Below are 16,910 nucleotides of genomic sequence, written 5' to 3' on the forward strand. Positions count from 1 at the left end.
GTTGCACCTCAAAATTTATGCTGATTGTTTTTGCTTTAAGTTGGAATTCGAAGTTGAGGCGGAGCTTTGACATCGAAACTGTTGCACAGGATGTGAGGCAGACAGTCGGTCGCCTTGCTGAAACAGCTTGTGTCTAAAACTGCCTTGTTCATATGCAGTCTTATAGCGTCCGCGTTGTTGTAATTCAGGAATAACCAGACGGATAAAATCCTGATGTGATTCTGGAGCAACGGTGCGGGTCAGGTTGAAACCATCAATGCCAGTTTCATCAATCAGTTGAATCAGTTTTTCAGCCACGGTTGCACCACTACCGACAATCAGGGGATAACGTCCGCCAAGCACATGCTGGGCTTTCAGGTCGTTCGGTGTGATCTGCTGTTCTTTAAACTTGTTATTCACCGAAGCAATGCTATTGGTTTTTTGATAGGGAATTGCTTCATCATCGGCAAATTTAGACAGGTCAATCCCGACAGAACTTGAGAAATGCGCAAGTCCTGCTTCGGGGCTTGCATAAGAGCGGTATTCATCCAGTTTTTGCTGAGCCAGTTCATCCGTTTCTGCGGTAACGACTGTAATGCCTACAAAAATCTTGATCGCTTCAGGATCACGCCCTTGTTCAGTTGCCTGACGACGGATCTGATCGACCTGTTTTTTGATTTTTGCAGGTTGATCACCGCCAATAAACATGCCTTCAGCATGTTGGGTGGCGAAGGCCATACCACGCGGTGAAGCACCTGCCTGGAATAAAACCGGAGTACGCTGGATAGAAGGAGAGACCTGAAACACGCCTTGGCTTTGGTAGAATTGGCCTTGATGTTGAACCGGATGTACTTTGGCTGGATCGGTAAAAATACGATTCAGCTTATCTTTTAAAATCGCATCATCTTCCCAGGAACCTTCCCAGAACTTATAGCAAAGTTGTAAAAACTCCTCGGCCTGTTCATAACGCAGGTCATGGTCTTTTAAACCTTTTTCACCAATCAGACGTTGGGCACTGTCCAGATAACCAGTTACGATATTCCAGCCAATCCGGCCTTGGGTCAGATGATCCAGACTGCCGAAGCGACGGGCAAATTGATACGGCGATTCATAGCTTAAATTGACCGTAACGCCAAAGCCTAAATTTTGAGTCACGGCTGCCATGGCAGATACCAGCGTGCTAGGGTCATGGCTCGGTAACTGAATCGATTCCTTTAAAGTCAGGTCAATATTGTTTTGATAAACATCATACACCCCGGTAATGTCGGCAATGAACAGACCATCAAACAGGCCTTTTTCTAGCGTTTGAGCCAGATCAGTCCAGTAGCTGAGCTCATTAAAACGGTGCGACTGATCACGCGGATGGGTCCATAAACCGTGATTGATATGACCGACACAGTTCATGTCAAAAGCATTCAACAAGATTTTTTTTGCTGAAGTAGGTAATGAGTTTGTCATTACAATGTCCCCCGGCGTGGTGGCAATACCCCATTTAAAATATGGTTGGCAATGAAATAATATTTCCAGCGCGAAGCATCATGTAGGGTATGTACGCGTGCATTACGCCAGAAGCGATCTAGGCCGTCTTCACGTTGGCTACCACGGCTGCCTGCCAGTTCAATCAGTTTTGAAGATGCCTTTAATGCTGTTTCGCTACTATGTGCACGAACCTTAGCCACATCTAAAGAAGCTTTAGCCACATTTTCTGCTGTAGGTGCAGGCTTTGCGGCATCAATCGAACGCGCTGCCTGTTTGAGTAACACTTCTGAGGCGCGGACATCGGCCACAATTCGGCCCAGTTCAAATAGGGTAAGCGGATCATCAGTCGCTTTGTCTACGCCTGAATCAATCCATGGTCGTGCCAGACGGATGCGGTTCAAGGTTTCTTCAAATGCCGCACGGGCAATCCCGGTTTCAATAGAGGCATGCATCAATTGCGCAAAAGGCCCCGAGATGGTCGGCTGAGAATAGGCAGTATCGAATCGAACCACATCTTCCTCTAATACCTGCACGCTATTAAACTTTACCGTTCCACTGCCTGTAGTGCGTTGGCCAAAACCGCTCCAGTCATCAATCAAAGTCAGACCTTCGCTATCACGCGGCACAAAAGCCAGGAACTGCTGATCCTGTTCATCGACCACCAGTGTGGGAATCCGATGTGCGAACAGGCTGCCGGTGCAATAGAACTTTTCACCATTAATTACATAGCCTTCAGCATTTTTTCGGATAGCTGTTTGGCGTTGTGCGGCAGTTTTGGTTTTGAATTCTGCCAAGGCATTGCCAAAACGGGCACCTTTTAACACTTCGGCATAGAGTTTTTGTTTTTGCTGTTCTGTGCCGTTATTGCGCAGGATTTCCAGACCATAGAAATGGTTTTGTGGAATCTGGCCAATTGAACCATCTACACCACTCATCAGTGCAATTACTTGAGCTACGGTATAGCTGGATACCTCTGCACCACCATACTGTTTTGGTACGGTAATGGCCCAGAGTCCAGACTGGCTATAGGCTTCAATTTCTTCAAATGGAAGGATACGCTCGGCATCGCGCTGAACGGCTCCAGCTTTGAATTGTTCAGCTAAATTGCGTGCAATTTCTAGCGCTTCTGCATCAGACTGAATAATGTGTGCATGCGCCAGCTGTTCGGAATTAAATGAAGTAAGATTTTGATATGAAGTCATGGTGAATATCCTTAAATCCAGGCGTGGCGGGCAGGGAGTTTATGATTCAGGTAATAATCCCCAAGCGCATGCAATTTCCAGCGCACCGGATCATGCAGGGTATGTACACGGGCATTGCGCCAGTGCTGATCCAGATTGTGCTGACTCAGACTTGAACGGCTACCGCCGAGTTCCAGTAATTTTTCAGATATATGTAGCGCTGCATCATTGGCATAGACTTTGGCTTCAGCAACTAAAATAGAGGCTTTTGCAGCCTGCTCATCTGTCACCGATTCCAGTTGATCAAGCTCATCCAAATATTCAGCTGCTTCATCCAGCAGTAAGATGGCTGCATCTAAAAGAACGCAAGATTTCCCTACTTCCTGTAAGGTGTAATGTTCAAAACTGGCTTTTTCGACTTGTGCATCGACAATCGGACGCGCTTTATGAATCGTGCTTACGGTATCGGCAAAAGCTGCTTCGGCTATGCCGACATCAATTGCCACCTGTAATAATTGTGAATAAGCACCGCGATAGCTTGGAATATTTCCAAGTAAACGTTCATCAAAAATCAGTAGCGGATCAACTTCAACGTGTTGAAGTCTGACTGTGCCACTAGATGTGGTGCGTTGACCGAAACCATTCCAGTTATCAACCACGTCAACACCGGTAGCCTCACGATTCACAATGGTTAAAACCACATGGCCTTCAGGATGAATAGCTTTAATCGCCAGCCAGTGAGCAAAGCTACTACCAGTAGAATAGAATTTTTCACCATCGACAAAATAGCGACCATTTTCAAAGCTTAAGGTGGTTGCTAGGGTCCTGGTATCTTTGGTATTGCGCTCCGGACCACCGTTGGCCAGACGTTTGCCTTGTAAAATTTCCTGATAAATAAACTGTTTCTGCTGCTCTGTCCCCATAATTTGAATCATATTCAACAGCGCAATTTGATTCTGTGGAATTTGTCCTACACTGGAATCTGCTTTGTTGATGATGCGAAATACATGAGCAAGGGTTTTATTGGAAACAAATGCACCACCGTATTGTTTAGGAATACGAAGACCACCTAGGCCTTTCTGGCTGAACAGATCAATTTCAGCAAAAGGTAGCAAGCGCTGTTGATCACGTTGATTGCGACCTTCCAAAGCAAAATCTGCTACATGATAAGCAGCATGAAATGCATCGAGATCGTTCTCAATCACATGAACATTTTCAGAAATTAAACGAGACATAATGACACCTTAAATCGATGTCAGAACGCTACAGGCAATTGAGTTTGAAAATAAGCAATTGCTTTTGCAAAGCTTAGAAGAAATATGATTTAGGATAAAAACTGCTAGATTTTTATTTATTTGGAATATATTAAGTGTTTAAAAATCAACATTATTTCACTGGTTTTAAATTTATCTTCCTTGATTTTACTGAAGATATATCAGCTTTAAAGATAATGAAGACAAAAAAACATATAAAAATAAGACACAGGCGATTCGATATTTAGCCATTTAATTTGAATAAAAAGTACATTGTAATTCCGAAGCAGGGTGACTAAAGTATCGGACTGAATTAGATGGTTTTGATTTGGCAGAACTAAAAAAATAAACGCGGAGCTTTTATGCGAATTTTATACCAGTTTCCTTTATCTCATTTTTGTGAAAAGGCGCGCTGGTTGCTTGATCATAAAGAATTGGATTATGTCGCACAAAATTTAGTACCGGGTGTACATCGTGCTTTCGCACAGCTAAAAACGGGGCAGAATAAATTGCCTATTTTACGTGATCAAGACCTCTGGATCGCGGATTCGACTGAAATTGCCTTATATCTGGATGAAGTTTACCCAGAACATTCTTTATTGCGTGCTGATCCGCAACAACGTCAATTGGCTTTGGAAATCAATGATCTGGCTACCGAACTGGGCAGGCATGTGCGCCGCTGGAGACTTTCTCACGCCTTGTCAGAAAGTGAAGAATCTTTAGATATTTTAATTGGTGAAAAGGGTTATTTACGGCAGTTTGAAAAATATTCCAAACCAATTATTAAAGCTTTGCTTTCAAAAGGCTATCAACTGAATGCAGACAAGGTGGCCGAGTCTAAACAGCAAATGGAGAGCTTAATTCAAAATTTAAATGAAAGATTGATTGAAAATCATGGGCGTTATTTTGTCGGTGAACGTCTGGGCCTTGCCGATATTGCGGTATGTTCGATGCTTGCTCCCATTCTTGAAATTCCGGGTACGCCGTGGGAAAAAGAGTACGAAGAAACATTGTCGGATGAATTTAGACAATACAAAGAGTATTTAACGTCATTACCCTTAGGACAATATGTGCTGCGCATCTATCAAACCGAACGTAATGCACGGGTGGATTGGCGTGGTGTCTAGACTTTTCGCTCATCTCATCTTTGTGCTTTGAATAACAGACACAAGACTAATAAAAAGTTAAAAAAAGTATTTTTAATGAGAAAAAAAGATTAAATAAAAATTAATTCTGGTGATTATTTTTACAAATAAGTAAATTTATGAAAAAAGTTGCCATCCGCTCTTTCATTTTATTCTGTTGAGACAAATAATAGAAAGCCCAAGAAATTTATCCCGATCGTGATTAAGTCCGGTGTCCGCGATGCTAGCTTTCATCATTTTAGAACAGAAAAATAGGGAGTCCATGATGGAGCTCGACCGTTTTGACAAACAGATCCTTGAAATATTGAGTCATGAAGATGTGAACTTAAATGAGCTGTCTGAGCGTATTAATCTTTCGGTCAGTTCTGTACATCGACGTATTAAGCATTTGATTGAAGCAAATATCATGACGCATTTAAAGCGTGATATTAACTATGCCAAGTTGGGTTTTAGTTTGCATGTGCTATTGCAGGTTTCTTTAAATAAGCATGATACCGATACTTTTGCCAAATTTTTAGAAGAATTGGAAAGTATTCCAGAAGTGATTAATGCTTTTTTGGTGACGGGGCAATCTGCTGACTTTATTGTCGAAGTGGTGGCTAAAGACATGGAAAATTATAGTGAAATTCTGTTAAAGCGCATCGGGAAAATTGAACATGTGGTGGCATTGCATTCCAGTTTTGTGATTAAAGAATATAAGGTGTTGAACTGTAGTGGCTTACTCAATCGGGTCTGATAGTAAATTTGATGTTTAAAAAGGTACTACCATGTGCCCAAATCATTTACATTTGTTTAGTCAGTCTGTTGTTATGGCTACTGATTGATATGCTTAACATGAAAATGCATGGGTATTGGGGGGAGTCGAACAGTCGCTATATTGCTGTGGATTGCTCAATATTTAACTTTTCTTTATATTCTAAAAGATCGTTTTAAGAATAAATCTGTATTGAAAGCATGGTATTTAAGAATTTTTATTTCATTTCTAATACTGATTGGTTTTACGATTTTACTGATTCCCATTTTATTTAGTTTTCATATCTGGATGGGTGGGCCATTATAAAAAAACGCACCCTCAGGTGCGTTTTTAAATTCAGTCAGTATTAGCCTTCAAGCTGTTCTAATACTTCGTCTGAGAATTCAACATTGGTGTAAACATTTTGAACATCATCAAGATCTTCAAGCATATCAATCATTTTCATGATTTTTTTCGCTTGGTCAATATCTGTGATTTCAGCTTTAGTAGAAGGACTCATGACCACTTCAGCATTGTCAGATTTTAAACCTGCTGCAGCTAAAGCATCTTGTACTTCACCGAACGCTTCAGGAGTAGTAATGACCAGAATTTCATCTTCATCTACTTCGATGTCTTCAGCACCAGCTTCTAATGCGACATCCATGATTTGATCTTCTAAAGAAACATCTTCAAAGCTAATCTCACCGCGTTTAGTAAATAAGAATGCAACCGAACCGTTAGTACCTAAGTTACCATCAGTTTTAGAGAAGCAGTGACGTACATCAGGAACAGTACGGTTTAAGTTATCAGTCATTGTTTCAACAATAACGGCAACACCACCAACACCATAACCTTCGTAAGTGACTTCTTTTAAGTCGTCGTTGTCTTCACCACCCGCACCACGCTGAATAGCACGGTTGATCACGTCACGTGTCATGTTTACAGAGAGTGCCTTTTCAACTACAGCACGTAAACGTGGGTTGCTTGCGGCATCACCACCGCCAAGTTTTGCAGCTGTGGTTAACTCACGAATGTATTTGGTAAAAACTTTACCACGGCTAGCATCTTGTTTTGCTTTACGATGCTTGATATTGGCCCACTTGGAATGACCCGCCATGCGAACTATGCTCCTTGTAGATTGGCTTTATGCCTAATCGAATGTTTTAAATTCTACCATAAGCCCTTTTTTCTTAGAAAGGGCTAGCTTTTGAGTTTTTAAACAAATGCTACTTAGTTTTTGGTTTCAGGAATATTTTTAGGTTCGGGAATAATAATATCCAATCCTACTTTTTCTTTGTAAAGCTGTTTTAACAAAGCCAGGTCATGATTAATTTCCGTAGGATAAATTTTACCTAAAATTCCACCTTGTTTAGTTTGTGAATTGGCATACATTAAAACGATAGGTACACCTGCAGCTTTGGCTATATGCCAAAAACCTGTGCGGATGGGTTTTCTGGTTTCACCTGTTTTGGCCCGGGTCGCTTCAGGGGCAATCACCAGATTGAATTTTTCATTCTGCTGAAAATGTTCAACCATTAATGACACGATATCTTTATTGGATTTACGATCGACCGCAATCCCACCAATGGCTTCTAATAAAGGTTTCATCGGGCCTTTAAATAATTCTTTTTTAATCAGGGTATGAATTTTTATATCATAAATCTGGAATAGAGCTAGTGAAAGCACGGCATCCATCATGGAAGTATGTTCAAACCCAACAATTACCTGCTTATTTTCAAGTACATCTGGTTCAACGTGATAATTCCATCCTGCAAGTTTAAATGCAGATTCACCAATAAATTTTTTTAACATGGATATGAGGGATATTTGGTAATATGAAAGTGGGCTAATTTCTGCCTGTTCGTATTTATAGTCAAGTGCTGATGCGTTAAAAATAATCAAATAAATACATTTTACATAGCTTTTAAAAATACAGCCATTAATTGGTTTTATATATAAAATAGTTCGAATAAAGACTTAAAAAATATCATGAAATATAAATTAAGACTGAATAATGGCTATCCAGATTAAAAAATACCTATTAGACTTTTGTCGAAGATAAAGTTTTTTTAAACACATGACCCGACCGGGCAGATGTTTAATGAGGATTGAAAAGAATGATGTATGTTTCGGCTTTTCTATTAGCGTTTTGTTTGTTTATGCTCGTGGTTGTGTGGTCTTTAATCGAAATTCGCATTGAAGAGCATAAGCAACGCAGTTTTGAGTCTTGATCACCAGTCAAAGCTTAAAAAATTTTACTATTTTGATTTTTTAAATCGTTATTTAAAATTTATATAAAAATTTAAATAAGAGTTTTTAGATATAAGTTATCCATCTTTTTCCCATGATTTAAATTTCAAAAATGTGATGAGAGGGATGACTTGATTTAGTTTGGTTATTTTTAAAACTGAATACTCAATCACAATCTGTTAAAAGGTAATTGTTAAAAGCGACACGATCATCATTCAATTTTCTTCATTTACTAACCTTTCTTAAAAATTGTGAGTTGTTCTCAATTTATTAGCGGGAAATATTGGTATAGCATCTTCATATAAATGTTTTTAGAATTTATTATAGATACACAAGCTCAGTAAATTTGTAGATTGTTTAGGGTAGGATGGAACTGAGTTCTATGAAAAAATAATAACCTTTTAAAACGTGCTAAATAATTGTTGTGTTACTGTGCAAGTGAAAGCAAAAATGCTTGTTTTTTGAAAAAATCTTCGTTAGTATTGCCTCGCTTGAACTTGTTGATATATAACAAATTCAGCTTATAAGGGCCTATAGCTCAGTTGGTTAGAGCAGCGGACTCATAATCCGTTGGTCGACAGTTCAAGTCTGTCTGGGCCCACCATATAAAACAACCACTTACGTGCATTAATCGTAAGTGGTTTTTTAATATCTGAATCCATGTAAGCACTATGTAAGCAATAAAAATAAATACGTGTAAGCAGAGTTGGCAATAAAAAAGCCACTATTAAAGTGGCCTTCTTCAATGATCATCACACACCAATCAAATTACGAATATCCGTCAAACGCCATTTGGCACCATTTTGTGTACGAACTGGGGTTAAATCACCCTTTCCATAACTAGCCTATTTACGAAGGGTGACAGGCTTATATGGCAGTGGTTGAAAGACTACCACCAAGCGCAACAAATTTAACGCTGTGAAGATTGAGAAGGATGGAATGAAGTTTGATAGCCAAAAAGAGTATGGGCGCTATATCGAGCTTACAGCGTAAATGCAAAGAGGTGAAATTCAAGATTTAAAGTGTCAGGTCAAATTTGAGTTGGTACCCAAAGTAAAAATTGCAGGTGAAAAGAGGGCCAAATCTGCTTTGAGGTATTTTGCAGATTTCACATACCTGAAGGATGAGCAGCTAATCATTGAGGATGTGAAGTCACCAGCAACGAGAAAATTGCCAAGTTATCGAAACAAGAAACACTTAATGAAATCAGTACACGGCATAGACGTTAGAGAGATTTAAGGGAAATAGGGATGAATGCGATGGTTAAGACTCAAGTAATGGAGTGGTCAAAATTTACAGCGGAAGAGTGGCTGAAGCAGTACGGTGCATATATCCAGACTTGTCGCATGAAGTCGGGTAATGAGCCAGATAGTTTAGGCGTTAATCAGATCTACTGGTTGATCTGTGAAAATAATAAAGGGGTGGCTGCGCGTAAGGACCAGATCATTTGCAAGATTAATGATTTTGAAGCTGAGCAAGTGCGGAAGCTCATCATTGATGTAAAACAATCAAAACTGATTTGTGATTCAGCGAAGGTGGCAGTTCAGTTATTTATTGAGAGAAATGTACGAGGTTTGTCAGATCGAAAAATGGAAGATGAATTTAAACTGGGCCGGAACGTTTTAAGAAATATGATCTATGCTGGGAAGTTTTATTTGGCCGGACATGATAAGCGATTACGTATTGATTAGTATTTGACTGGCATGCCGAGATATGGTGTATTTCTGTTATAATGACCGAATTGTATGTGATGCACTAAGTTAATTAAGAAGCTCGCCAAATGGTGGGCTTTTTTCATATTGTAGATGGTATAGTGGGCTACCAACTCAGTAATTTGTTTTATGTCAGAATTTTATAAATACCGATACACTCAAATAAGTGTATTGGGTTCATTACCAACACACAAAGTGCTTATAAGTAACATCCCTAATAAAGCAAAATTGGTATTTGCCGATAATACTTTTATATATGGCTCAATTTCTGATTGGGTGTTAGGTAATTCAGATTTTGATTCACGAGTATCAACATGGCTAGAAGAGCCAAAGGCTTTTTTGGAAGATGAGAGAAGAAGATTGAGCCTTTATAGGACTTCTCATCCGTTGTTTAAGACTGAGCCGAGTATGGGTTAAGATGTTTAATTAATCTAATTGCCTCTGTAAGTGACTATATTTCTAATAAAGTTTGCTTTGATGCTACTTATGACGTATAAAGTCACCTCGTTGATGCGGGATGGAGCAGTCTGGTAGCTCGTCGGGCTCATAACCCGAAGGTCGTTGGTTCAAATCCAGCTCCCGCTACCAACGAAAAAAGATTCAAAGTTTATAGCCCAGCCTACCCAGACTGGGTTTTTTTATGGCGGCTTTATTTATAAGGCAGCAGTATGAATATTTGTATTGGTGGTGATCTAGATGGGTAAACTTTTGAATTCGATAAAATTCGATTCAAAGCCCAAGATCGGATCGAAGCCATATTAAGAAAGCCAAAGAATTAAATTTAAGAGCTCATCGAAAGGTGGGCTTTTTTGATATGAGATATTCATAAAATTAAAGTATGATGTTTTTTTAATGTTTGGGTTCAATTCAAATGCCAAATATCAATGTAAAAAAACTAGATAAACTTATTGGTGATATGGTCTCAAAAAATCAAACACCTGAAAAAATATTAATTGGTTATAAGGCGTATGGTGAGCTGATGAAAGATCGCAAATTCTTTGAAGAAGTAGTCGGTTCAGCTATGGAGCCTAGTAAGCGAAAATATAAGAAGCTTAAAATTAGAGTTACTCAAGATGATTATCAGCTTGAGGTGAAGTGTTTAACCTAATTTTTTCTATACCAACAAAAGCTTGCCAGATGGTGGGTTTTTTATTTAATACACATAAATTTACTTGCCATACAAAAAACTATCGAAACGTGCTTGGAGTGTAATGAATAGAGGTGATAGTTATATATGCTTGCATTTCTGATTGATTGAGGTGAAAGATGAAACTATTAACTTTGATTGGTACAGGTGTGGTAGCCGGATATTGTTATAAAAAGCTTAAAGATAAGAAGAAGAATTCAAAAAACAATAATTATCATTATATGAAGGGGGATACTAAGTCTTCATAATGCAGATGGGATTGTTTATGCCCTGAGAAATGTTATGTGTAAGCAATATCAGGGCATCTATGGCGGTTCCTATTAATTTCTAGTGGTTTTTAAATTAATAACCGCCACCATTGCGCCATTAGCTCAATTGGAAAGAGCATGGGTTTTCTATGCCAATGGTTGTAGGTTCGAGTCCTACATGGCGTGCCAATGGGCCTTAAGCTTAAGTGGTATAAGCATCCCGCTCATAACTGGGAGATAATCAGTTCGAATCTGATCGGGCGCACCAGATTAAGGAGAAACAAATGCTCCGATTCTTAATGTGTTTATTCGGCCTACATGGTGCGACTGAAATCGATTACACAATTGATGATGAAGAAGTCAAAGTGTGTCGGGATTGTTTGAAAGAAACAAGTACTTCTTGAAAGTATAAAATTATTCTTACATTAAGGAGGGTGTATCTAAATTATAATTGTATTTTGGGTAATCAATGGTGACTAAAATGACTAATATTACCACAAGCAAATACGAGGAATTATTTATTAAACTCCATGAAGTTATTGCTAAACGAAAGGAAAATCCAATTCGTTTAAAAGTACCTCTAAATACTATTGATAAGGGTACTATTTTACAATTGGGTGAATACTTCCGCAAACATGCTTTTAATTTTCAAACTTATTTAGAGGGCGAGAATACATTTGTGATTGCTGTGGAGTATTAAGTTGATACTGTTTTAGATGATTTGAAGTGGTGTTATGAAGATGGGTTGAATTAAGTTTTAATGATAAATTATAGGGCTAAATCAACACAAGGCACTACAATGAAAATTATAGCTAAAGATCAAGATACAGGTGAAATAATAGAGTTTATAGCTGAAGAGGATGTTAGCGAGGGTTTTTTGAATTTCTTCTATCATGATCCAGAAGGAAATTTTTTACGGTCAACTACTCGCCCTTACAAGAAGCTGCCTAGAAATTCAGTAATGCCTAATATGAGTTTTATTATTGATGACAGGACAATCTTGATTATTGAAATAATAGAATGAAATATAACCTCCCCCGGGAGGTTTTTTTAATGGCTGAAGTTTATGGATCAAAGACTCTATAAAACCTTAACCGCTAAAGGCCCAATAAAGAAAAAACCTCGTAATAAACCACTACCTAAAACCGGTGAAAAATACTAAGAAGCATTCGAGCGATTTAAAGAAATCCTTGATCGCATGGAAATCAAGTACGAAGAATATTTTCATTTCAAAAGCACTAAACATTGGCGTTTTGATTTTAATTTGATTGAGTATCGAATGTTGATTGAAATCGCTAGTGGTCCATGGTCAGGTGGTCGTAAAGGTCGTCTTGCTACAAAGGCTTGGAGCGTTGATCGTTACGACCATGCTGAAGAAATGGGATAACCGCCTCATTAGGCGGTTTTTTTATATCTGGAGTTAGCACTGAGCAAGTTCAGGCAACTGCTATTAAAGAAGGGTAACCACGCGTAATAACCACTGTGATGAACATCTAACGTTGAACATAAACGACGAACAGGCCATATATGCTGGTTGTTCTGAATAACGGCGTACCTCATTTGGACTGGCTTGCAAAGTACACCGCGGCCGAGCCTGTAAATTATTTTGTGTAAGTTTCATTTTTTATAAATGATCTTTTAATCGATCATCGAACTGAATCGTAAACCAATTCATTGCTAAACGCCAATTTTGAATTGGCATCGTCCATTTTTTAGCAGCATTTGATGTTGCTAAGTAAATGACCTTTTTCACTGAGTCATCAGATGAGAAAATTTTCCTCTTCTTCGTTGAATGGCGTATTACGCTATTCAACGACTCAATCGCATTTGTTGTATAAATTGCATGACGTATTTCGGCTGGATAGCTAAAGATCGTTCGGATATTTTTCCAATTTTCCCGCCAGGATTCTCCAATTTTTGGATACTGGTGATTCCATTGATCACAGAAGATATCTAGGGACTTTAAAGCATTTTCCTCTGTACTTGCCTGATAGATCGCTTTCAGACCCGATGTAACAGCCTTGTAGTCTTTCCAGCTTAACAAATCTCAGGCTATTGCGTACAACATGCACGATACACAGTTGAATATCAGTATGAGGGTAAACAGAAGCTATCGCGTCAGGAAAGCCTTTTAGCCCATCTACACAGGCAACAAGAATATCTTGCACCCCTCGATTTTTAAGTTCAGTCATGACTGACAGCCAGAATTTGGACCTTCTGTCTGAGCAATCCACATACCCAGTAATTCTTTTTGCCCATCCATATTGATGCCTAAAGCAAGGTATACGGACTTGTTAATCACATTGGAGTGCTGACGGACTTTTACAACAATACAGTCAAGATAGACAACAGGATACAGACTATCTAAGGCTCTATTTTTCCACTCAGTCACTTGCTCAATCACAGCATCGGTAACTTTGCTTATGAGTGATGCTGAGACATCGGCATAGTACATTTCTTTGAAGAATGCGACAATTTCCCTATTAGTCATTCCTTTTGCATACAGTGAGAGGATTTGGTCATCCATACTGGTAATGCGTGTTTGGTGCTTCTTGATAATTTGTGGCTCAAATGAACCTTCTCGATCACGGGGAATATCTAAAGCGAGTTGTCCATCTTCAGTTGTAATGGTTTTAGAACTAAACCCATTACGGCTATTTGAGCCTTTCTTGGGCTGATGCTTTTCATAACCGAGATGGTCTGAAAGTTCAGTATTGAGTGCAGTTTCAATCATGAATTTTTTTAAAGACTGCTGTCATTTGGTTTAAGTCTTCTGGTGTTTTTAGACCTTTAGCCAATTCAGCAGCCATACTTCTGATTGTTGCTTCATCCATGTGAAGTACCTTTTGTAATTATCCTATGAAGGATAAATGAAAATTAAGTACTTACACAAAATTTAGAACAGTCCCTATTCCGACCTTCAAGACTATATTATTTTTGAATATATTATTCCTCGTAGTGGTTTGAGCTTCTTTCAGTTTACATCAAAAATCCTTGAGAAACTGAAAGATGGCTGTGGTAAGTTTTGGGTTTAAAAGTTAAGCTATTTTTGATGTAATTTCTGTTTTATTCTCTTGGGTATTATAACGGAAGCTGGCTCCTCTATGATTTTTAGGCAACAGCGGTCCTTGTCCAAAAAGTTTTTCGCGTAAAGTTCCTGTTGCATATTCAGTCTGATAAACACCACGGCGTTGAAGTTCAGGAACCACATACTCAACAACATCTTCAAATGTTTTATGGGCCAAAATATAAGCGAGGTTAAAACCATCAATATCGGTATCTTCTACCCACTCTTGCAGACGGTCAGCAATGGTTGCAGGAGAGCCTACTAATACAGGTCCATTACCTCCAACACTGATAAATTTAGCAATTTCTTCAATTGTCCAAACACGTTCTGGATCTGCTTTAACATACGAATCGAGCATAGATTGAATTGCATTGGTATGAATATATTCTACTTGGTCTTGCGCATTAAATTGTGAAAAATCCACACCAGACCAACCAGAAGCTAAGGTTAATCCACCATGATAGCTTCCATATTTTTGATATTCTTTGAATTTAGCTTGCGCTTCTTCATCTGTTTCATCTACAACAATAGAAAGCATAGTGTAAATTAAAATGGAATGTGGATCTTTACCCTCTTCTACAAGTTTAGTGCGAATTCCTTGAACTAGTTTTTTTACGCCTGCTTTTGTTGGCGCAGAAATAAAAACACATTCTGCATTTTGACTGGCAAAAGATTGCCCACGACTAGATGCCCCAGCTTGATACAGTACAGGCGTACGCTGCGGAGAAGGCTCGCAAATATGAATACCAGGAACTGTAAAATATTCACCTTCATGATTAATAGGGTGAACTTTGGTGTGGTCAGCGAAAATTCCTTTTTCTTTATCGCGAAGGACTGCATCTTGTTCCCAAGAACCTTCCCAAAGCTTGTAGAGTACTTCTAAGTATTCATCGGCAATATCGTAACGGTTATCATGACTGACCTGATTTTTTAAGCCTAAATTTTTAGAGCCACTTTCTAAATATGAGGTCACGATGTTCCAGCCCGCACGACCTTTTGTTAAATGGTCTAATGTACTCATGCGACGTGCAAATGGGTAGGGATGCTCAAATGAAATAGAGGTTGTGACACCAAAGCCCAAGTGCTTGGTTACAGCAGCCATGGCAGGAACAATCTGTAAAGGGTCATTCACTGGTACTTGAACTGCACCAGTCAGCGCATGTTCTGCAGACTGGTTATATACATCGTAAATACCAAGTACATCTGCAAGAAAAATACCATCAAATTTACCGCGTTCTAAGATTTGAGCTAAGTCAGTCCAATATTCTAAGTCTTTGTATTCGGTAGAGCGGTCTAGCGGATGACGCCATAACCCCGGTGATTGATGGGCGATACAATTCATTTCAAAGGCATTAAATCTAATTTGCTTAGTCATATTGGTCTGTAATAACGTCAAAAATTTAATTAATTTTAATAAAAAAATATTGAAACTTTTAATAATAAAAATTTCAATATTTATCATAATCGTTGTTTATGAAAATAACGTATTTAGTTATTAGAAATAATAGCCTAGTGAAAGGAATAACATATTATTCCAGTTGTTATCTTTGCTTGTGGCATAACCATCACTAGAACCAAATGCAGTATCATTTTTTGCATTAATATATTCTAAATAGAATTGAAGATTATCTTTGTATTTTGTATATACACCATTGATTAGGCGTTCAGAGTCAGAATAATCATTATTGTCTTTAAAATATCTGGAGTAATTTGAGTATAATATTGGACTGCTAAAGTTTTTGTAATTTAAGGGCAGTGCGTAGTTTATTTCAGTAGATAAAAAGTTGGCCTTATTTGCAACATTATAATAGCCATCAAAGAAACCAAAAGTTGAATATTTAGGATGATCTATATCTTTATTTTTAATATTTTGTCCACCATATATAATATTAAAACCTAATGGTCCAGCTTGTGTTTTCTGGAATACGGTCCAAACATTTCGATCACCTGTAGCATTGGTTTTTAAGTTGTCAATTTGACTGTGTAAATATGATGCACCAGCTTTTGTTGTAATTTTAGTATCTGAAATATTGTAATTAAAATCTTTATCTAATTTAATTGTGAACTGATTTTTTTCTTCTGTTTGTGTGCCATCTGCAAAATCAGGTTCTGCGGTTAAATTACTAGAATAGTGCGATGATTTTTTACTTTTACCTGTATAGCTCCCTGCATCACTAAAGAAATAACCTGCTGTTAAATTAAATGATTTTGGTGTGTATTGATAAGTTAAGCCGATATTATTTAAGTCTTCTAAACCTAAATTATAAAGTTGAGTTAAATTGTAAGTCGTACCGTAATAGCGGTCTAAACCAATTGGTACAGGTTGTAGGCCGGCAGTTACTTTATGTTCAGGTGTGAACTGATAGGCCAACCAAGCATTTATAGGAAAATGTATACCAGCTAATTTATCATGTGCTTCATATACACGATAATCTAAATGACCACTTAGGGCATTATTCTGATAATTTAACCATAAAACTGCATCGCTAAAATCAATTTTATTTCCACTGTTTTCTAAATAATCATTATGTGTATATTGGAAGCGAATAGTTCCACTTACATCTAGACCATTTTCATTATTTTCTGCATGTGAAATTTGATTGAATATTGAAAGAATAGATATTGATAAAATCAGTTGTTTAATCATGGCTTAAATTTAATTTAAAAGGTATTGTGTAATTATATGTTTGTATTTTGTTTTTAAGTATTAATATAA

The 16,910-nt window shown here is 38.1% G+C and carries 14 protein-coding genes, 3 tRNA genes and 4 pseudogenes; 12 read left to right on the forward strand and 9 right to left on the reverse strand.

Annotated features, from left to right (window positions below; genetic code table 11):
- Positions 1–15: 15 nt before the first annotated feature.
- Genes WAE57_RS10285 through WAE57_RS10295 form a run of 3 tightly spaced genes read right to left on the reverse strand, consistent with a single transcriptional unit; the run spans position 16 to position 3,874 of the window.
- Positions 16–1,437, reverse strand: coding sequence for an LLM class flavin-dependent oxidoreductase (locus WAE57_RS10285; RefSeq protein WP_337710568.1), 1,422 nt, complete (start codon positions 1,435–1,437; stop codon positions 16–18).
- A complete protein-coding gene (locus WAE57_RS10290) occupies positions 1,437–2,660 on the reverse strand; it encodes an SfnB family sulfur acquisition oxidoreductase (protein WP_337710569.1) in 1,224 nt (407 codons plus the stop codon). Before WAE57_RS10290 ends, WAE57_RS10285 begins: the two co-directional genes overlap by 1 nt.
- Before the next feature lie 11 nt (positions 2,661–2,671).
- Complete coding sequence (locus tag WAE57_RS10295; protein WP_337710570.1) at positions 2,672–3,874, reverse strand: SfnB family sulfur acquisition oxidoreductase; 1,203 nt, start codon at positions 3,872–3,874, stop codon at positions 2,672–2,674.
- A gap of 380 nt (positions 3,875–4,254) precedes the next feature.
- Here WAE57_RS10295 and WAE57_RS10300 point away from each other — a divergent pair, with 380 nt between their 5' ends.
- Complete coding sequence (locus WAE57_RS10300; RefSeq protein WP_237786559.1) at positions 4,255–5,019, forward strand: glutathione S-transferase family protein; 765 nt, start codon at positions 4,255–4,257, stop codon at positions 5,017–5,019.
- Positions 5,020–5,302: 283 nt separating this feature from the next.
- Positions 5,303–5,773 (forward strand): Lrp/AsnC family transcriptional regulator, encoded by a 471-nt coding sequence (locus WAE57_RS10305; protein ID WP_086175902.1) that lies wholly within the window; start codon positions 5,303–5,305, stop codon positions 5,771–5,773.
- Positions 5,774–6,137: 364 nt separating this feature from the next.
- Here WAE57_RS10305 and WAE57_RS10310 read toward each other — a convergent pair whose 3' ends face one another.
- Positions 6,138–6,887 (reverse strand): YebC/PmpR family DNA-binding transcriptional regulator, encoded by a 750-nt coding sequence (locus WAE57_RS10310; protein ID WP_086175900.1) that lies wholly within the window; start codon positions 6,885–6,887, stop codon positions 6,138–6,140.
- Positions 6,888–7,000: 113 nt separating this feature from the next.
- Positions 7,001–7,582, reverse strand: coding sequence for a 1-acyl-sn-glycerol-3-phosphate acyltransferase (locus WAE57_RS10315; RefSeq protein WP_086175899.1), 582 nt, complete (start codon positions 7,580–7,582; stop codon positions 7,001–7,003).
- Between the two features lie 965 nt (positions 7,583–8,547).
- On the opposite strand from WAE57_RS10315, the gene WAE57_RS10320 reads away from it, so the two are divergent.
- The 10 genes and pseudogenes from WAE57_RS10320 to WAE57_RS10365 form a co-directional block, all read left to right on the forward strand.
- A tRNA-Ile gene (locus WAE57_RS10320) sits at positions 8,548–8,624 on the forward strand.
- Positions 8,625–8,917: 293 nt separating this feature from the next.
- Positions 8,918–9,259, forward strand: a pseudogene (locus WAE57_RS10325) (DUF1064 domain-containing protein); the annotation flags it as partial.
- 11 nt (positions 9,260–9,270) lie between these two features.
- Complete coding sequence (locus WAE57_RS10330; protein WP_337710571.1) at positions 9,271–9,711, forward strand: hypothetical protein; 441 nt, start codon at positions 9,271–9,273, stop codon at positions 9,709–9,711.
- A 150-nt stretch (positions 9,712–9,861) separates the two neighbouring features.
- Positions 9,862–10,149: a hypothetical protein gene (locus WAE57_RS10335; RefSeq protein ID WP_337710572.1), complete on the forward strand. Its 288-nt coding sequence runs from the start codon at positions 9,862–9,864 to the stop codon at positions 10,147–10,149.
- 94 nt (positions 10,150–10,243) lie between these two features.
- Positions 10,244–10,320, forward strand: a tRNA-Met gene (locus WAE57_RS10340).
- Positions 10,321–10,603: 283 nt separating this feature from the next.
- Entirely contained in the window at positions 10,604–10,840 is a 237-nt protein-coding gene (locus WAE57_RS10345; protein WP_237786556.1) for a hypothetical protein, read from the forward strand.
- A 399-nt stretch (positions 10,841–11,239) separates the two neighbouring features.
- Positions 11,240–11,316: transfer RNA gene (locus WAE57_RS10350), tRNA-Arg, on the forward strand.
- A 292-nt stretch (positions 11,317–11,608) separates the two neighbouring features.
- Complete coding sequence (locus WAE57_RS10355; protein ID WP_237786555.1) at positions 11,609–11,827, forward strand: hypothetical protein; 219 nt, start codon at positions 11,609–11,611, stop codon at positions 11,825–11,827.
- A gap of 99 nt (positions 11,828–11,926) precedes the next feature.
- Entirely contained in the window at positions 11,927–12,151 is a 225-nt protein-coding gene (locus WAE57_RS10360; RefSeq protein ID WP_337710573.1) for a hypothetical protein, read from the forward strand.
- A 42-nt stretch (positions 12,152–12,193) separates the two neighbouring features.
- Positions 12,194–12,511: pseudogene (locus WAE57_RS10365) on the forward strand (hypothetical protein); the annotation flags it as partial.
- A gap of 80 nt (positions 12,512–12,591) precedes the next feature.
- Here the strand turns inward: WAE57_RS10365 and WAE57_RS10370 are convergent.
- The 4 genes and pseudogenes from WAE57_RS10370 to WAE57_RS10385 form a co-directional block, all read right to left on the reverse strand.
- A pseudogene (locus WAE57_RS10370) lies at positions 12,592–12,714 on the reverse strand (IS3 family transposase); the annotation flags it as partial.
- A 37-nt stretch (positions 12,715–12,751) separates the two neighbouring features.
- Positions 12,752–13,961 (reverse strand): annotated as a pseudogene (locus WAE57_RS10375) (IS256-like element ISAba26 family transposase).
- A gap of 204 nt (positions 13,962–14,165) precedes the next feature.
- Complete coding sequence (locus WAE57_RS10380) at positions 14,166–15,569, reverse strand: LLM class flavin-dependent oxidoreductase (RefSeq protein WP_237786553.1); 1,404 nt, start codon at positions 15,567–15,569, stop codon at positions 14,166–14,168.
- Positions 15,570–15,689: 120 nt separating this feature from the next.
- The gene (locus tag WAE57_RS10385) at positions 15,690–16,841 is read right to left on the reverse strand and encodes a hypothetical protein (RefSeq protein WP_337710574.1); all 1,152 of its coding nucleotides are present in this window, start codon (positions 16,839–16,841) and stop codon (positions 15,690–15,692) included.
- Between the last annotated feature and the right edge of the window lie 69 nt (positions 16,842–16,910).

Source organism: Acinetobacter sp. NS-4 (assembly GCF_037402435.1).
GTDB lineage: Bacteria > Pseudomonadota > Gammaproteobacteria > Pseudomonadales > Moraxellaceae > Acinetobacter.